Below are 24,088 nucleotides of genomic sequence, written 5' to 3' on the forward strand. Positions count from 1 at the left end.
TTCGGGGGCTTTTTGTTAGCTAGTACTAATGATCTTATTAGTACTTGAACAACTGAACTTGGGTATTCAACTGTTGGGCGATGCCACGTAATTCTTCTGAAAGGTGGCGCGAGTTATCGGCTTCCGTCGACATCTTGTCTGACACATCATTAACTAATTGGATGTTTTTGCTTACTTCGCCAGTCACGGTTCTTTGCTCAGATGCCGCATTTGAGATGTGTGACGCCATATCAGAGATCTGCTGGATCGATGTTGCGATCTCTTCAAGCGCTGTGGTGGCATTGTTCGCATCATCAACACTAGATTGAGCTAAGTCTTGGCTACGCTGCATTGATTCAACGGCACTAACACTGTTTTTCTGCAGAGTCTCAATCATTTCACGAATCTCATCAGTAGAGCTGTGAGTGCGTTGAGATAGCACGCGTACTTCATCTGCAACCACTGCGAAACCACGACCTTGTTCACCAGCACGTGCCGCTTCAATCGCTGCATTAAGTGCAAGTAGGTTAGTTTGCTCTGCGATGTCTGAAATTGTTGAAAGGATCGCGTTAATGTCTAGGGCATTCTTTTCAAGCTCTTGAATGATGCCCGATGCATTTTCTACCTGTTGTGCAAGGTTAGTGATTGAATCTTGATTACGAATAATCACACGCTTGCCTTGCTCACAGTTTTCAGTAGAACTGATCGCTGAATCTGCTGTCATCTGTGCGTTGTTTGCCACTTCCTCAGCCGTTGCCGACATCTCGTGAACTGCGGTTGCGATTTGCGAGATCTCATGCAGTTGAACTGTTAGGCCATCGCTCGTTTGGCGAGCAACATTGGTACTGACTTCAGATTGCTCGTTCAATTGGCTAGAAGAGTCTGCGATATCACGGACAATTTCTTGTAGCTTAGCGATGAACGCATTCACGTGATGAGCCAGTGTGCCAATTTCGTCCTTGCTGTTGACGGTAATACGTTGGGTTAAATCACCATCGCCTTTAGATAGTGCTTCCATTGCTGAACTTAACGTTGTTAGGGGGGCGAGTGCTTTCTTAATGACAAACATTGCCACAAATGCAATAACGGCAAGCTGAATCAGGCCAAAGATGGCCGATTGGCGAAGCAACGAGCGGTAAGAAGCAAAAGATTGGGATTTATCGATAACGACAGTGAAGTACCAGTCGGTATGAGGAACTTTTTTCGCTGAAAGCAGAGACTCCGCGCCGTCGATGCTCATCTCCTCAAAACCCGGATCTTGAGATAGCGATTTGATCTTATTCGCTGAGAGGTTTTGTGAGACGTTAGCAACTGATTTAAGCGTAAGGTCACGGTCTCTGTGGGCAACAATTTTACCATTTCCATCGACAAGGAATGCGTAAACGCCTGGCTGCTCAATGCTTACAACATCGTTAATCAACGTATTTAGGTTAAGATCTGCGCCAATAACACCTGAATACCCGTTGGTATTGAAAGGGCTGGCAATGGTCACGACAAGGTCATTGGTTGCCACATCGACGTAGGGTTCTGTCACTACTGTTTTGCCTGTAGACATTGGTACTTTGTACCAGTCGCGAGTGCGAGGGTCATAACCTTCGGGTACGGGCAAATCGACACCTTGTAGGAAACGGCCGTCAGAAAGTCCAGCATACGCAATTTGGAATCGACCTGCGTTAGTACTTTGGGTGAAATAGCTTTTTGGATCGTCCGTGTATTTGAACGCGTCTTTCGCTGCATTTACAACGTTAATACGACCTTCTATCCACTTTTCAATTCCAGAAACATTGGCCTCGGTAAGCGTGGTCGAATATTGTTGGATAGAACGGTAAGTTTCGTTCAACAGTTGCTTGCCAGTGATATAAGTTTGAATCATCGTCATGGCGAAGATAATGACAACAAACATCAACGTTAGTTTGTTCTTAATAGAAATGCTGCTTACACCCATTAAGGTACTCCATTTTCAGCAAAATTTTCGCAAAGAGTATCAGTACGCCATATTGCAGTAAAGCTGTTTTATCAATTGGCATTTATTAATAATTTAATTGTATAAAAGGTACTAGAGCGGTTGTGATTGGATGGCCCAAATCAAGAATAGAACGCAGCGTGTCGTGAAGCTGTTTGTATAAAACTGATGGTAAAAGATGAGAACGAAAAAAGGCTAACAGGTAAAGAACCCATTAGCCTTAAAATCATGCTGTAAATGAATAATCAATAAGAATTAGCCACTTACATTAGGGGGTATAGTGAGCTTAGAAGCCGAATCGAGCAGACATTAACAGCTGATGTCCGTATGTACCGTTATTGCGCATATCTAGACCAACAGACAGTTGTTCTGTTGAATGGAAACGGGCACCAATACCCACGATTGAGCGAGTATCATCATTGTCGATCAGCTGACCAAGGCGAGCGTTAACTTCAACGTTTGCCATTAACCACGCTCTTAAGCCTAGGTTAATTTCAGTCTTGATGTGGTTGTCGTCATTGCGCTCAATGTTGTGAAGTAGCATTTGGCCAGTCACATCAGCAAATTGACTAATTGGACCGTTAAAACCCATACCGACAGCAGCATCCCAATCACTTTCAAATTCTGAATCGATGCGAGCCACAAAGTGTGAGTTCTGAGTAAACATGGTTGTGACTTCACCACCGAAAGTACTAGGGCTGGTACCCATGCGCAGCTCGAATGTGTTGTAGTTAAAGTTGTTTGCAGACGCAGAGAATGAACACAGTGCAGCTAGTCCTAAAAGGACAGTCTTGTTAGTGCAACCTAGCATGGTGACTCCATATAAATGTATTTTGCGGCAGTATAATACAAAAAAGCCTGCAATATGCAGGCCAATTTATTTGAAGTCGTTAGTTTTATATTTGTCGGTTATAGAATTTGGATGTGGTCAACCTCGATTTCCGGTGTTTTGCCACCTTCGTATTCACCGAAGATACGTACTTTGGTATCTGCTGTTAACGGTTGTGCTAGACGGATATCGTCGTCCAGTTCAATTTGAATTTCGCTCTGGCCGTCAGAGAAGATAAATGTGTCGTTCTTAAGTTGACGAACAATCTTGCCGTCTACAATCGCGTCTTGCTCAGAAAACATGCTTGTGTCTGCAAGTAGGGTCGCTACAGAAACGGTTTCAATAGGTCCTGTGTAAGCAATCGGGCTCTCGTGCTTGTTACCTTTGTGGTCACCAGCCATTGCGAAAGTTGGAGCAAGAATAATAGTGGTTGCGATAGCTAATACAGTTTTTTTCATGGTGAATCCCTTAATGTTGTTTGTTAGTTGAAACGTTTTGTTTCGATGAGGCTATTAAACAACACTCGGTTTGAATCTAGAGTGAGTAACACATTCATTTTCCATTCATTTTATTGAGCATCGAGTCGCCAATGACGTTAAGATGGTTAAAGAGAAGTATTGCCTGCGGGCTGAGAAATTAAGGATTTAAGTACGAATGCGAGCACCATTGAACGCCCTTATGGTTCAGGGAACCACATCAGATGCCGGAAAAAGTGTATTGGTGGCAGGTTTATGCCGTGTTTTGGCTAGGAAAGGCATTAAAGTGGCACCTTTTAAGCCACAGAACATGGCTTTGAATAGTGCCGTGACCAAAGACGGCGGCGAAATTGGCCGCGCTCAAGCCGTTCAGGCACAAGCTTGTAATATTGAACCTTCAGTGCACATGAACCCTGTATTGCTTAAACCCAATTCTGATACTGGCGCTCAAGTGATTCTGCAAGGGCGCGCATTAAGTAACATGGAGGCTACGGGCTACCATGATTATAAGAAAGTCGCGATGAATACAGTAATCGATTCTTTTGATCGACTTTTGGATGAATACGAAAGCGTGATGATCGAAGGGGCGGGAAGTCCTGCAGAAATCAACCTTCGCGAGAATGATATCGCGAACATGGGATTCGCTGAAAAGGCAGATATCCCAGTGATTATTGTGGCTGATATTGACCGTGGTGGTGTATTTGCGCACCTGTATGGCACATTAGCTCTGTTATCTGAATCTGAACAAGCTCGTGTAAAAGGGTTTGTGATTAACCGTTTTAGAGGCGATATCGCGCTGCTTCAGTCGGGCCTTGATTGGCTAGAAGAGAAAACGGGCAAGCCTGTAATAGGTGTGTTGCCATATCTGCATGGCTTTAATTTGGAAGCTGAAGATGCCATTACCTCCGCTCAAGAATCCGATGGAGAGGCTAAGCTAAAAGTCGTGGTACCTGTTCTAACACGAATCAGCAACCATACGGACTTTGATGCGTTGAGACTTAATCCTTCAATTGATCTTCGTTACGTCGGTAAAGGTGAGCGTTTGAACAACGCTGATTTGATCATCTTACCGGGTACTAAGTCAGTAAGAGCCGATTTGGATTATTTGAAGCAGCAAGGTTGGGACAAAGACATTCAGCGTCACCTGCGTTTAGGTGGCAAAGTGATGGGCATATGTGGTGGTTATCAGATGCTCGGTAATCTTATCCACGATCCTGATGGCGTTGAAGGCGAGCCGGGAAGCAGTGAAGGGTTAGGGTACCTTGATGCTGAAACCACGTTAACGCAACAGAAAACGTTAACGAACGTGTTTGGGAATTTAAGCCTAAATGGAAAGTCAGCACCAGTAAAAGGGTATGAAATTCACGTAGGTAGGACTGATGTCAATGAAATAGCATTACCGGTTCAGTTAGAATCTGGCAACCTTGATGGCGCGATAAACTCAGACAACTCGATATTTGGTACCTACTTGCACGGTGTATTGGATAACAGCGATGCGTTATCCCTGATTTGTGAATGGGCAGGTGCTAATGAAGTAGCAGCGATTGACCACGAACAACTGAAAGAGTTGGGTATTAATCGAATCGCCGATGCCATCGAAGAGCACTTAAATCTTGACCTGCTTTGGCCTGAGCTGAAACAAACTGACCAAGAAATTAAAAGAACAACAGATAAGTGAGAGCAATGAAAAAACTAGTCATTCTTTTAGCGGTAGCGTTAACCACCTCATTGAGTCCTGCTCATGCTTTGGCTGCCGAGAAACTCCGTGTCTATGCGGCATCATCTATGACTAATGCGGTGAATCTGTTAGTTGAAGAGTTTGAGAAAAACCATTCTGTTGACGTTATTCCTGTCTATGCCAGCACATCTTCATTGGTACGACAGATCGAAAGAGGTGCACCAGCAGACATCTTTATCTCGGCAAATGAAAAATGGATGACTCATCTTGTCGATCGAAACTATGTTTCTAGTGACAATGTCACAAATCTTTGTGAGAACGAGCTTGTGCTAATCTCTCCAAAGGAAGATTCAATTTCATTTGATATTTCAAAAGGTGAGCAGTGGTCTAAACTTCTTGATAATGAAAGGCTTGCAGTTGGCAACACCATGTCGGTTCCTGCTGGTATCTATGCGAAAGAAGCGCTAGAAAAACTGGCTGTTTGGGATGAGGTCAAGACACGATTAGCACCAAGTAATAACGTTCGTATGGCATTGGCATTGGTAGAGCGCAATGAAGCTAAGCTCGGTATTGTTTACAAAACGGATGCGCTATTATCTAAGGAAGTGAGTCTTGTATCGACGTTCCCGGTAGATTTGCATACACCAATACGTTACCCTGTAGCGAAACTGAGTGACCAAGCGGTTGCTCAGGAGTTCTATACTTTCCTTAGTAGCGAGCAAGCGAAGGACATTTTGAACAGTTTTGGTTTTGAAGTGCGTTAAATGATGTACCTATCGGAATACGAATACCAAGCTTTAATGCTTAGCTTGAAAGTGGCTGGATTTGCTATCCTATGGCTGATCCCAATCGGGATTGGCCTCGCGTGGCTGCTTGCAAAAAAGCAGTTTGTGGGAAAAAGCATTCTAGAGAGTATTGTTCACCTACCTTTGGTGTTGCCTCCAGTGGTGATTGGCTATTTGTTGCTGGTGATGATGGGTAGACAAGGCATTATCGGCTCTTGGCTGAATGAGGTGTTTGGTATCGTATTCAGCTTTAGTTGGAAAGGCGCGGCATTAGCCTGTGTCGTAGTAGCACTGCCATTAATGGTTCGTTCAATTCGTTTAAGCTTAGAAACGGTCGACAGTAAATTGGAAGAGGCGGCCGCCACATTAGGCGCTTCACCAGTCAGAGTATTCTTTACTATCACCTTGCCTTTAATGATCCCTGGGATCATTACGGGAACCATGCTTTCATTTGCGCGAAGCCTTGGTGAGTTTGGTGCTACGATCAGCTTTGTATCCAATATCCCGGGTGAAACTCAAACCATTCCACTGGCTATGTATACCTTTATTGAAACTCCAGGTGCTGAAATGGAAGCCGCACGCCTGTGTGCAATTTCTATTGTGATAGCGCTAGGTTCATTGATGTTGTCTGAATGGTTAAACAGAAAGTCGGCACAACGCTTGGGAGGTAATGCATGAGTGCTTTGATCCTCCAATACCAACAGCAGCTTGGTGAAACCTTCTTCGATATCGACTTAGAACTGCCAAGCCGTGGTATCACGGCGATCTTTGGTCGCTCTGGGGCGGGTAAAACCTCTTTAATCAATGCCATTAGTGGCCTTAAACAGCCAGATAAAGGTTTGATCAGTGTGTCGGGGACAACCTTGTTCGACAGTGTACAAGGGATTAACTTGCCAACGCATAAGCGCAATGTGGGCTATGTGTTTCAAGAGTCACGATTGTTCCCTCATATGAAGGTATCGGCGAATCTTAAATACGGTGTTAAAGGCACAGATAAAGCGCACTTTGATCAGATCGTGTCTCTGCTTTCATTAAACTCGTTGCTAGATCGTTATCCGGCTAGTTTATCTGGCGGAGAGAAGCAGCGTGTGGCAATTGGCCGAGCTCTGTTATCTAAGCCAAGCATTTTGTTGATGGATGAGCCATTGGCATCTCTTGATTTACCTAGAAAGCGTGAAGTGATGCCGTTTCTGGAGAACTTATCCGAGACCGTACAAATTCCGATTATTTACGTCACTCACAGCCTCAACGAAATCTTACGATTGGCGAATCACTTGGTCATCATTGACCAAGGTAAGGTAGTGTCGTCTGGTGTGACCGAACAGGTATGGGCGTCACGTGCGATGCAGCCTTGGCAGTCTTTCTCAGAGCAAAGCTCACTGTTTGAAGCGAAACTGGCAGAGCACAACGACGATTACGCTTTGTCTCGTTTAATGCTCGGAAAGTCTACGTCTTTGTGGGTTCAGAAAGTGTCGAGTGAGATTGGGGCTACCGTAAGGCTTCAGGTTAGGGCAAATGATGTCTCGATCACGCTAGAGGAGCCAAAAGGCACTTCAATCCGTAACATTCTTCCTGTGTCGATTAAAAGCGTAGAGACGCATCAACAAGGGAGCAATAAGCAGAGTGTGGCGGTTGAGTTGGAATTGGAGCCTGGCTGTTATCTATGGGCAACCATTACATCTTGGGCATTGGATGAGCTTGGCCTTAAAGTCGGCCAGCAAGTATTTGCCCAGATTAAGGGCGTGAGTGTAGCTCAAAGAGACATTGCCGTTACTCATTAAAAGTTAACGCGACTTGTCTGCTTTGGAGTTCTTGTTTAGAAGATATTGGCTTTAGATTAGGTAAAACTCGATCTTGATTCCATGAGTGGGAACATGCGTCATTTTTATACGGTATAAACTTCGGTTTTGAGCCACACTGTATGAGTGCAAAGTCATATTATTTGCACAGCACAAGAGCGGCGTGAAGTATTGATGAATCGCAGATAAGCGACCAATAGAAAAAGCAGTGGGTATAAAAAAGCCGCTTGTTTAAAGCAACAGGCGGCTTAGCATCAGTATCACTGTTTGCGTTCAACCTAATCTAAGGTTGAGCAATGGCTTATTTAGTGAAAACTTCTTTAAAATCACGCTTCAAGATAGCATCACGACGAGCTTTCTTGATTTGTTTAACCATGTCTTTTACACAGTTGTGTAGAACTTGGTCTAGTAGTTGAGCGCGGTACTCTTCTTTTTCTTCGTCAGTCATGCCTTCTGGAAGTTTAAGAGTAGGGAACTCTTCCATCACGTTAACACCAGCGAAAGCTTGGCTAACCGTGATTAGAGCGTGGAACTGTTCGAAGTTGTCCAAAACATTTTGTGCGCTTGCTGGCAGGCTGTCCCAAGCTTCGCGTACTGCTTCTTCAGACACTTCATGAATAGAAGTAACCATAAAGTGCATCTCTTTTGGCACTTCATCAAATTCGATAACTTGGCGAAGTTCAGGAGAGATTGTGGTTAAATCGATTTCTTGTTGCTCTGTGTTTGTAGCGTCTGACATAGTATTTCTCTTTAAAAAGAAACAATGCTAAAAAGATCTGTAAAAAAGTCAATATAATATAGAGATTAGGGCATGATTTAAGCCCAAAAATGAGCTACTTTGAATATTCAACACTCGATAAAGGTGATGCGATGATAGAAAAGGGATCTTCGATGCGCATATTGCTGGTTGACGATGTTCAGCTAGACAGAATGCAACTTGCTATTCGACTAAAACAATTAGGTCATATTGTTGAAGCTGTCGGCAGCGGTAAAGAAGCCCTGAACGTTTATTCTGGTTTTGATCCAGAGCTCGTCTTGCTTGATATTAGTATGCCTGAAATGGATGGCTTCGAAGTAGCGAACGAGATCCGTGAACGATTCCCTGAATGGGTACCTATTATCTTTCTGAGCGGTCACGAAGAGCCTGAGATGATAGCTAAGGCCATTGATGCGGGTGGTGACGACTATTTGATCAAGCCGGTAAATAAAGTCGTACTCAATTCTAAACTGATTGCCATGCAGCGCATCGCCTACATGAGGCGTGAGCTGAAGCAAAGTACCGCCAAGTTAGAAGAGCTCAACATCCTCCTGCAACAGCAAGCCAATGAAGATGGCCTCACCAAATTGTACAACCGTCGATATATGGATACTAAGCTTGAAGAGAGCATTGCGTGGCACGGAAGACGTAATATATCCATGACGGTGATTCTACTCGATGTAGACTTCTTTAAGCCTTACAACGATAATTACGGGCACATTCAAGGAGATAAGTGCTTACAAGGCCTTGCTAATACCCTAAAGGTACTGTTTGTGAGAGCTGGAGAGTTTGTCGGCCGTTATGGCGGTGAAGAGTTTGTGCTTATCTTGAGTGATACCGACAGTGATGCTGCAGAACAGCAGGCGATTCGTATCAAAGAAGCGCTTTATGATATGAACTACGCACATGAGTATTCTACGATTTCAGACAGAGTGACAGCGTCACAAGGGGTGTTGTCGTTTGTGCCTAATGGCGATGAGTCTTTGGCCTCCATCTATGAGAAGGTCGACCAAGCGCTTTATCAAGCAAAACAAAGCGGTAGAAACACCTATATCCAGCGCAACATTTTAGAGCACACATGATAGCTGTTGAGCTCTTTTAGTAATTTGAATTTATAATCCTAGTAGCGTTTGAACTAGGAAGTGTTTTAAGTGATAAACGACATGCCACAATCAAAGTCATTTTCTATGGCTAATTCGCGTTGGACACTGATTGTCCCTGCGCTTTGTTTGATTACCTCTCCTACGGTTTCAGCCAACGTTTTGTCAGACGCATTTCGCAAGGAGCTAGAGCAGCGTTTTGCCACCAGTGTATTACTCAACGATACCGATGTTTTTACTTTTGGTATTAATAACTTCGATCCAAATGAAGTTTTTAGTTTAGACAATGAAGATATTGGCTCGAATGATTCGGTAAGTCGCCGTCAAAACATTACATCTCTCAGTCTTCCTTACACCTTTGAGCTGCCCAAATACATTGAAGGCAACCATCAAGAGATAACGTTGCGCTTATCAGCATTGCGTATCGAGAACGACGTTGAATATGCAGCGACGATAAAAAGCGATTATCAAAAAGAGTCTGTGGTTTCTGGTTACGTCGAGTTTGCTAATGTCTCTCAATTAAATGAGTACTGGAGCTTTCATTCAGGTATTGGTAATCATATCTCTTATTATCGCAACGACTTTGAATACCGCTCGTCACTACTTGAGCCTATTCAGGACCAATTGGATGGACTTTATTACAACACAGATGCGTGGGCATATATCATAGAGCCGAAAATTAAGCTGATTTTTGAAGATAAAAATCATTGGGGGAGATACAAACTGAGTACCAGTTGGCACTATTTTAATGGTGTTGGTTGGGGAGAAGCTAACAACGGTGATGTAGGGAACCCGGAAGGTTGGTATATCGCTAACGAAGCTAAGATCTTCTACGATCTCGTGCGTTGGGATAAAAACATTACATCGATGTATTCGAGCATTAGAAGAATTGATATCGGTGGGGACACCGTGGAGTCGATGGGGACGACCTCGTATTATGAGGGTAGTGTAGGTTGGTTGCTGAACCCCAACTTATTCAATGAATGGGTTGATAATGTAGGCATCGGTTTTACGATCAACTACGGGAGTAGCTTAAAAGGTGGTAGCCTCGTTCTGTTCTTCAACCAAGACTAGTTGCTTGCTGTTTAAAGCGAACTGCATTTAGCACCAAATATCTAATTAACCAAAGAATCATAGCCAAGCACGTATAGAGCTTGGCTTTTGTTTTTTTAGCTATGAATACAGAGTTTGTTTCGGCCCGTCTTTTTGGCTTTGTACAATGCTTGATCGGCAAGCTTCAATACTTCTTCAGGGTGCTTGGTGGTTGTACTGTCTGCCAATCCAATACTCACTGACACATTGACAATTTCAGATGCTTGACCATTTTTACCACGCTTTTTGATGCCTTCATCATGATCATCAGGTCGCTCTTTTGTGTTACGAATCGTCATATCGTAGTCGTGCACTTGTGAAACGAGCGATTGCAGGTGTTCTTTGACTTGCTCGGTATGTTTACCTTTGAAGATGATCGTGAATTCCTCTCCACCATAACGATAAGCTCGAGCGCCACCTGTCGTCTCTTTTAAGATGCTCGCCACTAATTTCAACACGTCATCGCCAATGTCGTGCCCGTACGTGTCATTGAACTTCTTAAAATGGTCGATATCGACCATCGCCATTGAATACTTGCGCCCTAGATGCTTCATATCGACTTCTAAGGCGTGACGCCCTGGAATGTTTGTCAGTTGGTCATTAAATGCCATATCGTGGCTAGCAGACATCACATAAACAATGATTAAAGTGCCTGACAAAGAAAACATCGTGCTCGATATGTACTGAACATCGAAAAAGATAAAGGTACTCGACGCCAGCAGGATCGCACTATACACAACCACATCGATTGAACGGTTGTAGACCAGAACTAAAATCGCTGTTAAACCCAATAAACACAGACTATATAAGACTAAAACGAAGGGCAGTTTAGAAAAGTCTGTGACGGTGAAGAGGATACCTTCGCTCCATGATTCAAAACCTCCGGCATGAAAATGAGAAACGATAAGTTGCGCCCACACCACAAATAACACCAATACCAGAGCATACAAGAACATCGACTTAGAATTTACGCCTGTATCAGGGAAGGCGTACACAAGTAGGCAGGTGACAGGCACTAATGCCGCGAGTAGAGAGAGCTCTAATAGTGTCGTTCCGGTATTTAATGGGGTTTGCAAACGAACTTGGATAACAAGATAGGCGACAAGCATGGTCACTGACACCATGGCCATGCGCCCTTGCCTGAATGTATGGCATAGCAATACCGCAACGCTTAATAGAATATACGGAAGGTTGCTAGCAAACCCTAAGTTTGAATCCGTCACCAGAATGACGTTGTTCATACCTGCAAGTAAAATTGCTAGAAGGAGTAAAGGGAAGCAAAATCGAAACATGCTCGACGTTACAAAAGAAGATGCCATTTATATGGTGAGCCTAACTATAATGATGATCTTATTAATTAATACTATACGTAGGATACGGTTAAACAAGCGATTGCCAAGCATTTTGCTTAAACGAGAGTGAAAACATAGTCATAGGTCGCTATTGGTGCAACCGCTTTTATATGTATTCAGGTTGCTATTAACCACAGAACGAACTACACAGTATATATGAGAAATTTATTAGTCGTTATAGATACTTAACAAAACCTATGTGGTTAATGCTTAAGGGGCATATTCGATTTTAAAACGGTTTAATATTTGTTTTAAAATTGACCGATATAATGCTTTAACAGCCAAAACCAACCAGGTTGGCATAACGTCTAAGACAAGGTTGAAGATTAGATCTTACATAGAGCTACAAACGGAGGTGTAGTATGCAAATTAGTGTGGATGTACATAACTATATGGAGACGCTGGTGGGCCATGTATTGTCTACCGAAGAATACGTGTCTAGTTATACAAACGAGCAGTTGGCTGATCTCGCATGTTTAGCATTAGGTCAGTTAAAACCTATCTATATTCGCTTTGATATCGATTTCCTTTCGGCCTTACCAGAAGATAAATTGGTTCTGTACAAAAGGAATAGTGAGATCGCGGTCAAAAATGCAGAAAGTATGATTATTGACGACAGACGACGCGATCGTAAGGACAATGTGCCCGTGATCTTCAGTCAACACAATTTTGATGATGACGTAGAATTGCAATGGTATGAAAAGCCATTGTTGAACCGTAAACAGTCATGATAGGTTAGTATCAGTAACGTCATTTAAGGAGTAAAAAACGTGGGATTCTTTTCTAGATTATTTGGTGGCAAAGAAAAAACCGAACAAAAAGTAGAGATTGAGCCAGTCGAATATAGAGGGTTCAATATCTATCAAGATGCCATTGCTGAATCTGGTCAATACCGTGTTGCCGGGCGTATCGAGAAAGAAATTGATGGTGAGATTAAAAGTCATCGTTTTATTCGTTCAGATGTTGTTTCAAACAAAGAAGACGCCAACGAATTGATGCTCAAGAAGTCGCAAATGTTCATCGACCAAATGGGCGATAGCATATTTAGCTAACCAATTAGGGTTAGATTTGATGCTAGTCATAATTTAGAGAGCTTTCAGTGTATATGCTGAAAGCTCTTTTTAGTTTTAGGGACAAAGAGCAGCTAGTCGGTTGTTATTAAAAGGATTATTGGCAAGTGGTTTGACCTCTTTATTCGAGAGGGGCATCATTTATCTAAATTAAGTGCTCAAATTCCATCCAAATCGTTATAAGTAATAACTTTTCCTGTTCTTTGAACAAAACGCTTGAAGTATTAGTTGTCGTTAGATACAAACGAATAAGTCATTGTACCAATTGTTAAAGTATCGCTATGCAAATTGGTGTAGCCAAGTGCGCTTACGATCTCTTTAATTTGCCTTTGGTAAGAATAATAATCACAAATTGATACACAAGGAGTCTAATTTGTTGATAGGTGTACCAAGAGAAACGCTCGCTGGTGAAACGCGAGTCGCTGCATCGCCGAAATCGGTCGAACAGCTTCTAAAGTTAGGATTTGAAGTTTGTGTTGAATCACAAGCAGGTGCGCTAGCAAGTTTTGAAGATTCAGCTTACGAACAAGCTGGTGCAAAAGTTGTAAGCGCAGATGAAGCTTGGAAATCCGATATTATCTTTAAAGTTAACGCTCCAATCGTTGATGATACTAAGAATGAAATCGACCTACTTAAAGATGGCGCAACATTGGTCAGCTTTATTTGGCCGGCTCAAAACCCGGAATTAATGGAGCAGCTGTCGAGCCGTAACATTAATGTGATGGCAATGGACTCTGTGCCTCGTATTTCAAGAGCTCAAGCGCTCGATGCACTAAGTTCTATGGCCAATATCGCGGGTTATCGTGCTGTTGTTGAAGCGGCGCATGAATTTGGTCGATTCTTCACGGGTCAAATTACAGCGGCAGGTAAAGTTCCACCAGCGAAAGTACTGGTTGCTGGTGCGGGTGTTGCTGGCTTGGCGGCAATTGGTGCAGCTGGTAGTTTAGGTGCCATTGTTCGTTCATTCGATGTTCGTCCTGAAGTTAAAGAGCAAGTGGAGTCGATGGGCGCTGAGTTCTTGGAAGTGGATTTTCAGGAAGATACAGGCGCTGGTGATGGCTACGCAAAAGAGATGTCTGACGCGTTCAACAAGAAAGCGGAAGAGCTTTACGCGGCTCAAGCAAAAGACGTTGATATCATTATTACTACAGCACTAATTCCGGGTCGTCCTGCGCCTAAACTTATCACCAAAGAGATGGTCGATAGCATGAGCCCAGGTAGCGTAATTGTGGACCTTGCGGCAGCAAATGGTGGTAACTGTGAATACACGGTTGCGGATCAAGTGATCACAACAGCGAATGGTGTGAAGGTTGTCGGTTACACCGATATGGTTGGTCGTCTACCTACTCAGTCTTCCCAACTGTACGCGACTAACCTAGTGAACTTACTGAAACTACTTTGCAAAGAGAAAGACGGTAACATCAATATCGACTTTGAAGATGTTGTACTTCGTGGTGTCACAGTCGTTAAAGAGGGCGAAGTCACTTGGCCAGCTCCACCAATTCAAGTTTCTGCTCAACCTCAACAGGCTAAGCCAAAAGCAACGAAACCTGAGCCAAAAGTTGAAGAGCCTACTTCTCCAGTTAAAAAAGCGGCAGGTATGGCAATCGCGGTTGGTGCATTCGCTTGGATAGCTTCGGTGGCTCCTGCTGCGTTCTTATCTCACTTTACCGTTTTTGTTCTCGCTTGTGTGGTGGGTTATTACGTAGTTTGGAATGTTAGCCATTCTCTTCATACGCCTTTGATGTCTGTAACGAACGCGATTTCAGGGATCATTGTGGTGGGTGCGCTATTACAGATTGGACAGGGAAGCGGCGTCGTGACTTTCCTATCGTTTATTGCCGTTTTAATTGCAAGTATCAATATCTTTGGTGGCTTTACCGTGACCAAACGTATGCTTGAAATGTTCCGTAAAGACTAAGGAGTAACAGATGTCTGAAGGATTAGTACAAGCAGCTTATATTGTTGCTGCTGTATTCTTTATTATGAGCTTGGCTGGATTATCGAAGCAGGAATCTGCACGTGCAGGTAACTATTACGGTATCACGGGTATGGCAATCGCGTTGATCGCGACGATCTTTGGCCCTCACTCTGCAGGTATTGTGTGGATCATCATTGCAATGGTGATCGGTGGTGGTATTGGTATCCACTACGCAAGAAAAGTAGAAATGACTGAAATGCCAGAGCTGGTGGCAATTCTGCACAGCTTCGTAGGTATGGCAGCGGTACTTGTGGGTTACAACAGCTACATCGATCCACCGGCGGCTGTGTCACTTAACCCTGCTGATATTCATGCAGAGCACGTTATCCACCTAGTGGAAGTGTTCCTTGGCGTATTTATCGGTGCTGTGACGTTCACAGGTTCGATTGTTGCGTTTGGTAAGCTTCGCGGCGTTATCTCTTCGTCTGCACTGAACATTCCTCACAAGCACAAATGGAACCTAGCGGCTATCGTGGTTTCAACACTACTTATGATCATGTTCGTTAAAGCAGATGGCAGCATGTTCGCACTGATGGTGATGACACTTATCGCGTTCGCATTCGGTTACCACTTAGTGGCGTCGATCGGCGGTGCAGATATGCCAGTGGTTGTTTCTATGTTGAACTCGTACTCTGGTTGGGCTGCTGCGGCGGCAGGTTTCATGCTTGCAAACGACCTGCTTATCGTAACTGGTGCACTGGTTGGTTCGTCGGGTGCGATTCTGTCTTACATCATGTGTAAAGCAATGAACCGCTCGTTCATTAGTGTTATTGCTGGTGGTTTCGGTCAGGAAGTACAAGTGTCTGAAGGCGATGAAGATCAAGGTGAACACCGTGAAACTTCAGCGGAAGACGTGGCTGACATGCTTAAGAACTCTAAGTCAGTAATCATCACTCCTGGATACGGCATGGCAGTAGCTCAAGCTCAGTACCCAGTGCATGAAATTACTGAAAAGTTGCGTGCACAAGGCGTAAACGTTCGCTTTGGTATCCACCCAGTAGCCGGTAGGTTACCGGGTCACATGAATGTACTGCTTGCTGAAGCAAAAGTCCCTTACGATATCGTTCTTGAAATGGACGAGATCAATGATGACTTTGACGAGACAGATACTGTATTGGTTATTGGTGCGAATGACACCGTAAACCCAGCAGCTCTGGAAGATCCAAACAGCCCAATCGCTGGCATGCCAGTGCTTGAAGTTTGGAACGCTCAAAACGTTATCGTGTTCAAGCGTTCTATGAACACGGGTTACGCAGGCGTACAAAACCCATTGTTCTTTAAAGACAATACACAGATGCTGTTTGGCGATGCTAAACAAAGCTGTCTAGGTATTCTAGAGCACCTATAGAGGTCGGTTCTAGAAACAAAAGTAAGGAGCTCAATTGAGCTCCTTTTTTGTGCCCACAGAGTGGGGGAAATAGTGCGAATGCGAGAGAATATGAGCGCACTAATTGCTTCCCATAGCGACGATGAAATGGCTTAGCTCTAATGCGTTAGACTAGTACATCCGCTCGCTTTGAGCGCAATCAAGTCAATTTAATGACAGTTAGTCGTCATTCTTGCTGTTTTTCATGCGGTTAAAATTTATCTTTGAAAGCGAATGGTATATATTTGTTTGATCTATATGAATTTGCGCTGGTTTGTGATCATCAAAAGAACATTTACTCTTCTTATCGCTACGTTATCAGTATCAGTAAACGCGTTTGCTGATTCTTTGCCTGAGCGTATCGATAATTTCACCAAACTATTTGATCATGAAACGGCAATCGAATCTTATGATATTCGATTGCTTCAGGCTGATTATCCGACGCGTTTGATCACGCCTTCTTCAATGCTGCCGCAAACAGCAGAGTACCCATTAAAAGATATTCAACGCTTATACCAGTTATCAAAAACCTGTAGCGGTAAGTTGCCGTTAAGCCCATTAATAACGGAGCCTTTGGTGTTTACACGTGCGATGTGTAAAGGGACCAAGCTATCTGATCGTTGGTTTAGCCGTAGCGGTCTGATTCACCCAGGTGGTGGCTCTTATGCAGCACGTTACGTTGAGAAATACCCAGAAAAGTTCGATGCGCTAAAACGCTTTATGCACATCCAAGAGCGTCCAAATACTGAACACGATGAACTGCTATCTCGTTTGCAGCAGATGGACAATGAAGCCATTACCGCGCTTCTGGCTGGTGCAAGCATGTTTGTTGAACTTGATGAAATGTGGGTCAAACGGGGCGACAGATATTACCTATACAAAGAGTCTGACTGGCATGAAAACGCGACGTTAGCAGGGCTGTCGTTCAGCTTATCTTCAGAAGGTAAGAGCTGTTTCGTCCAACGTGGTAATGTGTGTTGGGAAATTGAAGATCACTCTGAACTGCTTCAGGTCGCAATGTTCATCTTGGTGATTGCCAACATCATGCTTGTGCTAGGTTGGGCGATATACCGTTGGAACAGTAAGAAACAGGAATTGAAGAGTCGTATGTTGGTTCTTCAGATCTTAACGCACGAACTGAGAACACCGATTGCGAGCTTATCATTGACCGTTGAAGGCTTCAGACGTGAGTTCGAACACTTACCTGAATCGGTATATGATGAGTTCCGTCGACTGTGTGAAGACACGCGTCGTTTAAGGCAGCTAGCAGAAGCAAGTAAAGACTACCTACAGTCGGACAACCAACCACTCGCGACTGAGTGGGTGCCAAGTGTCCAAGAGTGGTTAGAGTACAAAGTTGAAGAAGATTTTGCGCCGGGAATTGAACTGCGCATCAACCAAGATATCGCTGCAAAAGTGAACGTATATTGGTTAGGAACCTGTATCGATAACCTGATCAGGAACGCTGTTAAATACGGTGTCGCACCAGTGATACTAGAACTGAATACTTCTGACAAGAAGCTGACATTCAAAGTTATAGATAATGGAGACTTGTCCCGCAAAGACTGGGGGCAACTAAGAAAGCCATTCGTTAGTAAGAGTGGACTTGGTTTAGGTCTGACGATAGTAGAATCTATGGTCGGAAAAATGGGCGGTCACATGACGCTAATCGGCCCCCCGACAACATTTATTTTGGAGATACCTTGTGAAACAGACATTGCTTCTCGTTGAAGATGATAAAAATTTAGCTGATGGCCTATTAGTTAGCCTTGAGCAAGCTGGGTATGAATGTTTACATGCTGAACTGATCTCTGAAGTTGAAGGCTATTGGGAACAAGCGGATCTAGTTATTCTAGACCGTCAACTTCCTGATGGTGACTCAGTAGACTCACTTCCAAGCTGGAAGAAAAAGAAAGATATTCCTGTAATCTTGCTGACTGCACTGGTTACGGTAAAAGACAAAGTAGCGGGCCTAGATTCAGGCGCTAACGACTACCTAACGAAGCCATTCGCAGAAGCAGAGTTGTTTGCTCGTATCCGTGCTCAACTTCGCCTACCAGATGCTGAAGAGCAAGACGCGTCAAAAGTTATCGCTCAAAACCTTGTTATCGACAAGGCAACACGTGAAGTGTTTTTCAATGAGCAAGAAGTCACGTTAACACGTACTGAGTTTGATCTTCTGCTGTTCTTGGCAAGCAATCTTGGCCGTGTATTTACACGCGACGAACTGCTTGACCACGTTTGGGGTTACAACCACTTCCCAACAACACGTACAGTAGACACGCACGTTCTTCAGTTAAGACAGAAACTGCCAGGTCTAGAGATCGAAACGCTACGTGGCGTTGGCTACAAGATGAAAGCGTAATGAAAAAAGCCTTACTTCCACTATTAATATTGACGAGCGTGGTTAACACCGCGTACGCCACAGATTGGTTTAAGAGCAGCGATGCTCTCACTCAAGTGCATAAACATTTGTTGGATAATGATCTACCGCAGATGTTTGATTCTCTAGTGGAAGTTTGGCAAATCAATGTTTCTCAATCTCGAGAAGAGCACCTCAATGAACTGTTCGACCAAGCGTTGAATAAAGATTGTGGTAAAACCCTCACTAAGAAAACGCTACCGGACTGGATTAGCTCGGTTGTTGTTAAGAGACACATCATCCAAAGCCCAGGTCGAGACACATTTCGGGTTTCAATTGATGTCGAATCTGAACAAGAAATCCAAAACATCACCTTCGAAAAGTGGGTAGATAAAGTCGTTTCTTCCGATAGCGAGTTTACGAAAGAAAGCGAAGTGGTTAACAACGCCTCGGTCAGTTTGTACCGCAAGCGCTATAACTTAGCGTCACAGCTCGATTCTGGCTTGTATCGCCTGAACGTGAAGGGCGAAGGGGGTAACTCTTGGAGCACATGGATCATTTTGGGTGAAGTTGCCATGCGTCAGCAAGTACGCTGGGCATCAAAAGATACGTGGCGAATAGATAAGAAAGACCTGCTTAACCCATACTGTCCGCTTCCTAAGCTAGAAATCGGTTTGTACGATTATGTCGACGAGCACTATGAACAAGTGTGGGGTAAGAGCTATGAATCGGATTACCCGATGAATCTGACAGGCGAAGATCTGCCCAATGACCGTTATGTTCTGGCGGTTTCTATGGTGCATTCGCGTTGGCAAGGTGACATAGCGATAGAACAAGCACAAACTATCAGTAAAACTTATGATATTTCTAGCGAAGAAGAGTTAAAGTAATTTAAAATTGTGCCGTTAACTATGTAAGGGATCTAACAAAGATAAACGGCATGAAAAAAACTACTAAACTACTCGCAGCGTCAATTGCATTCGCCAGTCTTCCTATTTCAGCAGCAAACTACGCCATTGAAGCGCGTGGTGATGCAATGGGTGGTGTTGGTGTTGTTTCTGCAAACTTCCTAACCGCTCCATTCTATAACCCAGCATTGGTTGCCATTTACCGTCGCAATGATGATATGGGTATGATTACGCCTAGCTTTGGTGGTAATTATAATGATCCTAACGATATGAAATCGAATATCGATAGTGTCATTGACGCTTCAAATACTGCAGACTTAGATGCCGCTCTTAACAAACTTGATGGTAACCAGGCGAACGTAGAGCTTGGTGGTGTTGTGGCGTTCGCGCTACCTAACCAATTTGTTGCTGCAAACCTATTTGCTAAAGCCTACACAGAATCTTTTGCGACACCTGATGTTTACACAACGGGTTCCGATACGGACAAAGTTGAGTTGTCTACCGTTGAAGCGGTTTCAATTGGTGTAGCTGAAGTTGGCCTTTCTCTTGCTAAATACCAAACCTTTATGGGCCAACACATCTCTTTTGGTATTACTCCTAAGATTCAACGCATCTACACATACAACTACATTGCATCGGTTAATGATTACGATCTCTCTGACGTAAGAGAAAACAGCAATGGTGAAACTGCATTTAACATGGATGCAGGTGCGCTTTGGTTCTTCGGACCGTTCCGAGTAGGTGTTGCTGCGACCAACTTGTTCTCAAGAGATATTGAGACGAAAGATACAACCCGAACGTTAACTAGCAGCACAAGTGGTGCCACTCACCAAGTTGGTGGTAAATACGCTTATCAGCTTGAGCCAGTTTATACCGTTGGTGCTGGTATCGTGTCTGACTACTTCTCGTTAAGTGTCGATTACGATTTGAATGAAACTGAAAAGTTTACTTCGTTTGAAGACAATGAGCAGATGATTCGTGTCGGTACTGAAGTTGACCTATTGCGTCAAATACAGCTAAGGGCAGGGTACTACAAGAACCTCGCTTACTCTGATTCAGAAGGGACCATCACAGCGGGTATCGGTTTGTCGCCTCTTAATTTGTTTCAGTTAGATCTAAGTGCTAACTACACAAACGAAAATGCAATGGGTGCATCTATCAATTTCCTTGCTAGTTACTAACAGTCCTTATATAGTTCTGCTCCTAAACAAAGGAGCAGAGCATGCTAAACGACTTACCAACCCTTTCTCACGAAGAGCAACAGAAAGCTGTTGAGCGAATTCAAGAAATGATGACCCAAGGTGTCAGCACAGCACAAGCTATCAAAATCGTTGCTGAGCAAATTCGTGAAGAAATGAGTAATAAAGAAGAGTAGGGCATTGGCCCTTCTTTTTTACCCATCTAATGCACTATAACTAAATATATTACCCTCTAGTATATTCTCTCGTTCATACCAACACTTTATTCGTCCTCAGTTTTGACCTATCCAAAACGCTTAAGTTAAGTTTATTCAGTAAGTTACATCAGAGTAATCAACTTTAAGGGCTTTTTTGGGTTCCTAACTGTAATTAAATTACAACAGGATCTGAAAGTTAAACAACTGGCACTTTTGGTGTCAGCATTTATGTCACTAGGCGTAAGTTGTTCAATATTCGAGCTTTTTCAACGATCGTGACGCTGTGACTTCAATTAGCGAATAGATTAGGGTAAGCCTAATGAGTAAGGTTTTGTGGTTTGAGTGTGGGAGTGTTCGTTACAAGCACCGATATTAAGATACCCAGCGACAGATCTGTCCATCTATCGCTGTTTAGGCTTAAATACGCATACTTCAAGTGCAGCAGAACGCATTAGCTGAGGGGGATTTAGTGCGGAAAATACAAGGTTTGTGTTGAGGTGGATAGTGATTTATTTAAGTGTGTGGCTTGAACTTAAAACAAGTTGATTCACAGCCACTAGAGTGAGCAGGTAGATTCGAAGACTTGCCATGCAAAAGCGGCGAGCATTAAGGGACTTAGCTGGCTGGGCGCAATCTTACAGGTACTTAGAGACGCGCAGGTGAAAAACGAAGAGGTGGAATCAAAACGTCACGACTTGGTTTCGTCCGTTATTCTTTGCTTCATACAGCGCTTTGTCTGCACGTTTAATTGCAGAACGTATCGACTCATTCTGCTTAAGCTGTGTGATACCAGTAGAAGCTGTGACAGTCAGCGCGTTCGGCCATACCTTTGTGTCCATTGCAAGGTACAAGTTATCGATTGATTCGTGACACTGTAGCGTTGTTTGTTCTAGGCAAACGAGTAGAAACTCCTCACCACCCCAGCGATAAAGCAAATAATGCTCGCCAAGTGTTTCATTTGCGGTAGTAACAAATTGGATGAGAACCTTATCACCAACTTCATGGCCATGCTGGTCGTTAATCTGCTTGAAATGGTCTAAGTCAAACAACGCGACGTGAATCATTTTTCCTTGTTGTGCTAACCATTCGAAATCATAGAAGGTATCTAGCGCTTCGGTTCTGTTTCTGCAGCCAGTCAACGGATCTGTTGTGGCCTTTACCTTTAACTCTTCAATCTCTTGGGTTAGATGGCGTTGTTGCTGTGCTAAGCGCCTTTTGTTTCGTCGAGCGATATGTAGAGCACAGCAGACATAGTAGACGGCATATATTACCCATAGCCCAACTAAGAGTTCACCGAGTAAAGCCTTGCTGATGATTTTACCGTGGAAGACAATACTAGAGATCTTAATTGAGTGATGCCCTTCGAGCGTGCTAGCACCAAGACCGAGTTCAACAGAAACTGCGTTCGTGATGTCTACCGCGCTATCAGAAACAGGGCGTTTATAATGATCAATCCACCAGAATGGGACATTGAAGTAGTCCAAGTCGATGTGGCTTGCATCGGGTAGCGAAAAGTCTAAGCGATTGAACTTATTCGACATTGCATCGCCCTTAACACTGTAACCCTTGTCGTAGTTGCGAATGTAAAAGCGAAACCTAGGGTTCTCTTGTCCTTCGTATTCCATGTTTATGGATACCGAATCATACGTGGAGAGATCTAACCCTTTGCCTTCTGTAGATAGCACGAATTCAACTTCACAGAATGGCTTGCTGTAGGTTCTCTTAAAGTCACACTGTAACTCAATTCCATCTTTTGAACTGTGTAATGAGCCAATTGTGTCGCCATTATGAATGCTATCTGTGTTAACCCGTGTAGGGTATTTGTCTGCTTCAATGACATAGCTCTTGTTCATAATCTTATCAAAAGAGAGTAGCGACAATAGGGTGATTGCTAGGCAAAAAATTGAGAGAAATATGTTGAGTTTGCGGAATGCTTTGTCGCTCATGATGTTAATCCGTACACGTGATTCGAACCTAATACGCAATGCCTTAGAGTTGGCGTAATCGAAGATTAGAGTATTAGCATTGCTGGAATTGCTACCTCTAAAACTGTTCTAGAAGTGACGGTTATACAGGAAACTGCGCCATTAGACCAAGATGAAGTTTAAAAATTGAACGCAGAGCATTGATTTTGAATGTAATTTAGTCAGTAAGTACCGTTTTTACGGGTAGATAAATTTAACTGTATAAATATGCAGTTAAATTTTAAGTGGATTTGTTTGTCGTGATTAGAGCGAATCTACGTCCTTTATGAGCTCGCCAAGTGGCGGGCCATCAACAAACTGTTCATTAGTTTTAATTCAACAATGTTGCACTGTCACTTTTAAGGTGTGTAACTTTAGTGAGTAAGTAGAACGTATGAAGATAACCACTAAACAAACACCTGAATTGTTGGCGCTTATACATAATCGGAGCCCGATTTTTGTAGATTTGAGCGCTGGTCACGTTGAACATAGAGCTAATAGCTAGTGATAAACGAGATTTGGTAATGGCTAGGTTTAAGATCTTAAGTCTACACAGGTTCATAGGCACGGGTAGTAAGAAGCACAGTTTGCCAAAGAGTGTGCTCAAACCTGTAGACTCAAATGTGCTCGTAGATAGCTTTTGTATAGGCGTCTCCGCTGTTAAAGCTTGAAACAACCAAGCGCAGGAAGCATTGCATCACAATGGATAAAATTAAGTACGTAGATTTTGTTATGTGGTTGAAGCATTCGCGTATGTGAAATCTGAAAGCACGACAGCAGGATAACTTACAAAGTTTACACACAGGAATCTTCTGCCATTGTTGTAAGTTAGGAGGAATTGAACGTTTTAAAAATTCAGTGGTTAACATCAGATGAGAATTTCTTTTTCGTGAACAAAGCAATGCAATGGTTCTAACATTAGAAATTGGGTTAAAGGCGACTCGAACAGATGCGCTGGGTTTAGAGCCTATAAGGTTGTTTTACTGGCGTAATGAAAATGGCGTGAATTATATGGAGCTAACGTGTATCCAAATTCAAAAGTGCTTAAACGAATGAAATTAAGCAGCGCGTATGTAAAATCTGCCAGGAATAGGCTAATAAGTCTCCCAGATTTTAACGTACATCACTGCGTATTATGGTTATGAATTATGTTGAGAGGTTTGCTGAAAGCCTAAATGAAATCAAACGTGGGCGAGGGATATGCTCAATTAGAAAGGTCAGCTTGCTGGCC

At 43.3% G+C, this 24,088-nt stretch carries 21 protein-coding genes; 15 read left to right on the forward strand and 6 right to left on the reverse strand.

Translation table 11 applies throughout. From position 1 onward, the window contains the following. Nucleotides 1–37: 37 nt before the first annotated feature. The 3 genes from F0232_RS22030 to F0232_RS22040 all read right to left on the reverse strand — a co-directional run bounded on the left by F0232_RS22030 (nt 38) and on the right by F0232_RS22040 (nt 3,229). Nucleotides 38–1,924 (reverse strand): methyl-accepting chemotaxis protein, encoded by a 1,887-nt coding sequence (locus F0232_RS22030; RefSeq protein ID WP_061030922.1) that lies wholly within the window; start codon nt 1,922–1,924, stop codon nt 38–40. Between the two features lie 304 nt (nt 1,925–2,228). Further along, a complete protein-coding gene (locus F0232_RS22035) occupies nt 2,229–2,753 on the reverse strand; it encodes a hypothetical protein (protein WP_061030923.1) in 525 nt (174 codons plus the stop codon). 98 nt (nt 2,754–2,851) lie between these two features. Next, nucleotides 2,852–3,229 (reverse strand): YgiW/YdeI family stress tolerance OB fold protein, encoded by a 378-nt coding sequence (locus F0232_RS22040; protein ID WP_061030924.1) that lies wholly within the window; start codon nt 3,227–3,229, stop codon nt 2,852–2,854. 196 nt (nt 3,230–3,425) lie between these two features. On the opposite strand from F0232_RS22040, the gene F0232_RS22045 reads away from it, so the two are divergent. From F0232_RS22045 to modC, 4 genes are read left to right on the forward strand one after another with little or no spacing between them, the layout of a single operon-like run. Next, a complete protein-coding gene (locus tag F0232_RS22045) occupies nt 3,426–4,925 on the forward strand; it encodes a cobyric acid synthase (protein ID WP_061030925.1) in 1,500 nt (499 codons plus the stop codon). A gap of 5 nt (nt 4,926–4,930) precedes the next feature. After that, nucleotides 4,931–5,689, forward strand: coding sequence for a molybdate ABC transporter substrate-binding protein (gene modA / locus F0232_RS22050; RefSeq protein WP_105058211.1), 759 nt, complete (start codon nt 4,931–4,933; stop codon nt 5,687–5,689). After that, on the forward strand, nt 5,690–6,388 hold the full coding sequence (modB, locus tag F0232_RS22055; protein ID WP_061030927.1) for a molybdate ABC transporter permease subunit: 699 nt from the start codon (nt 5,690–5,692) through the stop codon (nt 6,386–6,388). It begins immediately after the preceding gene. Further along, a complete protein-coding gene (gene modC / locus F0232_RS22060) occupies nt 6,385–7,491 on the forward strand; it encodes a molybdenum ABC transporter ATP-binding protein ModC (protein WP_105058210.1) in 1,107 nt (368 codons plus the stop codon). The genes modB and modC overlap by 4 nt, the downstream gene beginning before the upstream one ends. A gap of 319 nt (nt 7,492–7,810) precedes the next feature. Here the strand turns inward: modC and F0232_RS22065 are convergent, their stop codons facing one another. Next, entirely contained in the window at nt 7,811–8,248 is a 438-nt protein-coding gene (locus F0232_RS22065) for a DUF3069 domain-containing protein (RefSeq protein ID WP_008224132.1), read from the reverse strand. A gap of 131 nt (nt 8,249–8,379) precedes the next feature. On the opposite strand from F0232_RS22065, the gene F0232_RS22070 reads away from it, so the two are divergent. Continuing rightward, a complete protein-coding gene (locus tag F0232_RS22070; protein ID WP_171731495.1) occupies nt 8,380–9,348 on the forward strand; it encodes a diguanylate cyclase in 969 nt (322 codons plus the stop codon). Between the two features lie 81 nt (nt 9,349–9,429). Further along, complete coding sequence (locus F0232_RS22075; protein WP_105058209.1) at nt 9,430–10,440, forward strand: Solitary outer membrane autotransporter beta-barrel domain; 1,011 nt, start codon at nt 9,430–9,432, stop codon at nt 10,438–10,440. A gap of 95 nt (nt 10,441–10,535) precedes the next feature. Here the strand turns inward: F0232_RS22075 and F0232_RS22080 are convergent, their stop codons facing one another. Next, entirely contained in the window at nt 10,536–11,777 is a 1,242-nt protein-coding gene (locus tag F0232_RS22080) for a GGDEF domain-containing protein (protein WP_105058208.1), read from the reverse strand. A gap of 395 nt (nt 11,778–12,172) precedes the next feature. Here F0232_RS22080 and F0232_RS22085 point away from each other — a divergent pair, with 395 nt between their 5' ends. The 9 genes from F0232_RS22085 to F0232_RS22125 all read left to right on the forward strand — a co-directional run bounded on the left by F0232_RS22085 (nt 12,173) and on the right by F0232_RS22125 (nt 20,872). Beyond that, nucleotides 12,173–12,541 (forward strand): late competence development ComFB family protein, encoded by a 369-nt coding sequence (locus F0232_RS22085; protein WP_008224142.1) that lies wholly within the window; start codon nt 12,173–12,175, stop codon nt 12,539–12,541. A gap of 39 nt (nt 12,542–12,580) precedes the next feature. Then, on the forward strand, nt 12,581–12,862 hold the full coding sequence (locus F0232_RS22090) for an HlyU family transcriptional regulator (protein ID WP_105058207.1): 282 nt from the start codon (nt 12,581–12,583) through the stop codon (nt 12,860–12,862). Between the two features lie 391 nt (nt 12,863–13,253). Further along, a complete protein-coding gene (gene pntA / locus F0232_RS22095) occupies nt 13,254–14,801 on the forward strand; it encodes a Re/Si-specific NAD(P)(+) transhydrogenase subunit alpha (RefSeq protein WP_061030931.1) in 1,548 nt (515 codons plus the stop codon). A 10-nt stretch (nt 14,802–14,811) separates the two neighbouring features. Next, nucleotides 14,812–16,209, forward strand: a complete 1,398-nt coding sequence (gene pntB / locus F0232_RS22100; protein WP_061030932.1) for a Re/Si-specific NAD(P)(+) transhydrogenase subunit beta — start codon at nt 14,812–14,814, stop codon at nt 16,207–16,209. A gap of 276 nt (nt 16,210–16,485) precedes the next feature. Further along, nucleotides 16,486–17,958, forward strand: a complete 1,473-nt coding sequence (vxrA, locus tag F0232_RS22105) for a sensor histidine kinase VxrA (RefSeq protein ID WP_061031335.1) — start codon at nt 16,486–16,488, stop codon at nt 17,956–17,958. Then, entirely contained in the window at nt 17,933–18,592 is a 660-nt protein-coding gene (gene vxrB, locus F0232_RS22110; RefSeq protein WP_061030933.1) for a response regulator transcription factor VxrB, read from the forward strand. The genes vxrA and vxrB overlap by 26 nt, the downstream gene beginning before the upstream one ends. Continuing rightward, a complete protein-coding gene (locus F0232_RS22115) occupies nt 18,592–19,479 on the forward strand; it encodes a DUF2861 family protein (RefSeq protein ID WP_105058206.1) in 888 nt (295 codons plus the stop codon). The genes vxrB and F0232_RS22115 overlap by 1 nt, the downstream gene beginning before the upstream one ends. Before the next feature lie 50 nt (nt 19,480–19,529). Next, nucleotides 19,530–20,678, forward strand: coding sequence for a conjugal transfer protein TraF (locus tag F0232_RS22120; RefSeq protein ID WP_105058205.1), 1,149 nt, complete (start codon nt 19,530–19,532; stop codon nt 20,676–20,678). A 41-nt stretch (nt 20,679–20,719) separates the two neighbouring features. Then, the gene (locus F0232_RS22125; protein WP_008224757.1) at nt 20,720–20,872 is read left to right on the forward strand and encodes a YoaH family protein; all 153 of its coding nucleotides are present in this window, start codon (nt 20,720–20,722) and stop codon (nt 20,870–20,872) included. 701 nt (nt 20,873–21,573) lie between these two features. On the opposite strand, the gene F0232_RS22130 is transcribed toward F0232_RS22125, so the two are convergent. After that, on the reverse strand, nt 21,574–22,839 hold the full coding sequence (locus tag F0232_RS22130; protein WP_171750973.1) for a GGDEF domain-containing protein: 1,266 nt from the start codon (nt 22,837–22,839) through the stop codon (nt 21,574–21,576). Between the last annotated feature and the right edge of the window lie 1,249 nt (nt 22,840–24,088).

The sequence above is a fragment of the Vibrio sp. T3Y01 genome (assembly GCF_013114525.1).
GTDB classification, from domain to species: Bacteria; Pseudomonadota; Gammaproteobacteria; order Enterobacterales; family Vibrionaceae; genus Vibrio; species Vibrio chagasii_B.

What these genes read in the sequence shown, in the direction of transcription:
- F0232_RS22030 (WP_061030922.1), bottom strand. Translation starts at nt 1,924, where the DNA reads ATGGGTGTAAGCAGCATTTCTATTAAGAACAAACTAACGTTGATGTTT.
- F0232_RS22035 (WP_061030923.1), bottom strand. Translation starts at nt 2,753, where the DNA reads ATGCTAGGTTGCACTAACAAGACTGTCCTTTTAGGACTAGCTGCACTG.
- F0232_RS22040 (WP_061030924.1), bottom strand. Translation starts at nt 3,229, where the DNA reads ATGAAAAAAACTGTATTAGCTATCGCAACCACTATTATTCTTGCTCCA.
- F0232_RS22045 (WP_061030925.1), top strand. Translation starts at nt 3,426, where the DNA reads ATGCGAGCACCATTGAACGCCCTTATGGTTCAGGGAACCACATCAGAT.
- modA (WP_105058211.1), top strand. Translation starts at nt 4,931, where the DNA reads ATGAAAAAACTAGTCATTCTTTTAGCGGTAGCGTTAACCACCTCATTG.
- modB (WP_061030927.1), top strand. Translation starts at nt 5,690, where the DNA reads ATGATGTACCTATCGGAATACGAATACCAAGCTTTAATGCTTAGCTTG.
- modC (WP_105058210.1), top strand. Translation starts at nt 6,385, where the DNA reads ATGAGTGCTTTGATCCTCCAATACCAACAGCAGCTTGGTGAAACCTTC.
- F0232_RS22065 (WP_008224132.1), bottom strand. Translation starts at nt 8,248, where the DNA reads ATGTCAGACGCTACAAACACAGAGCAACAAGAAATCGATTTAACCACA.
- F0232_RS22070 (WP_171731495.1), top strand. Translation starts at nt 8,380, where the DNA reads ATGATAGAAAAGGGATCTTCGATGCGCATATTGCTGGTTGACGATGTT.
- F0232_RS22075 (WP_105058209.1), top strand. Translation starts at nt 9,430, where the DNA reads ATGCCACAATCAAAGTCATTTTCTATGGCTAATTCGCGTTGGACACTG.
- F0232_RS22080 (WP_105058208.1), bottom strand. Translation starts at nt 11,777, where the DNA reads ATGGCATCTTCTTTTGTAACGTCGAGCATGTTTCGATTTTGCTTCCCT.
- F0232_RS22085 (WP_008224142.1), top strand. Translation starts at nt 12,173, where the DNA reads ATGCAAATTAGTGTGGATGTACATAACTATATGGAGACGCTGGTGGGC.
- pntB (WP_061030932.1), top strand. Translation starts at nt 14,812, where the DNA reads ATGTCTGAAGGATTAGTACAAGCAGCTTATATTGTTGCTGCTGTATTC.
- vxrA (WP_061031335.1), top strand. Translation starts at nt 16,486, where the DNA reads ATGAATTTGCGCTGGTTTGTGATCATCAAAAGAACATTTACTCTTCTT.
- F0232_RS22115 (WP_105058206.1), top strand. Translation starts at nt 18,592, where the DNA reads ATGAAAAAAGCCTTACTTCCACTATTAATATTGACGAGCGTGGTTAAC.
- F0232_RS22120 (WP_105058205.1), top strand. Translation starts at nt 19,530, where the DNA reads ATGAAAAAAACTACTAAACTACTCGCAGCGTCAATTGCATTCGCCAGT.
- F0232_RS22125 (WP_008224757.1), top strand. Translation starts at nt 20,720, where the DNA reads ATGCTAAACGACTTACCAACCCTTTCTCACGAAGAGCAACAGAAAGCT.
- F0232_RS22130 (WP_171750973.1), bottom strand. Translation starts at nt 22,839, where the DNA reads ATGAGCGACAAAGCATTCCGCAAACTCAACATATTTCTCTCAATTTTT.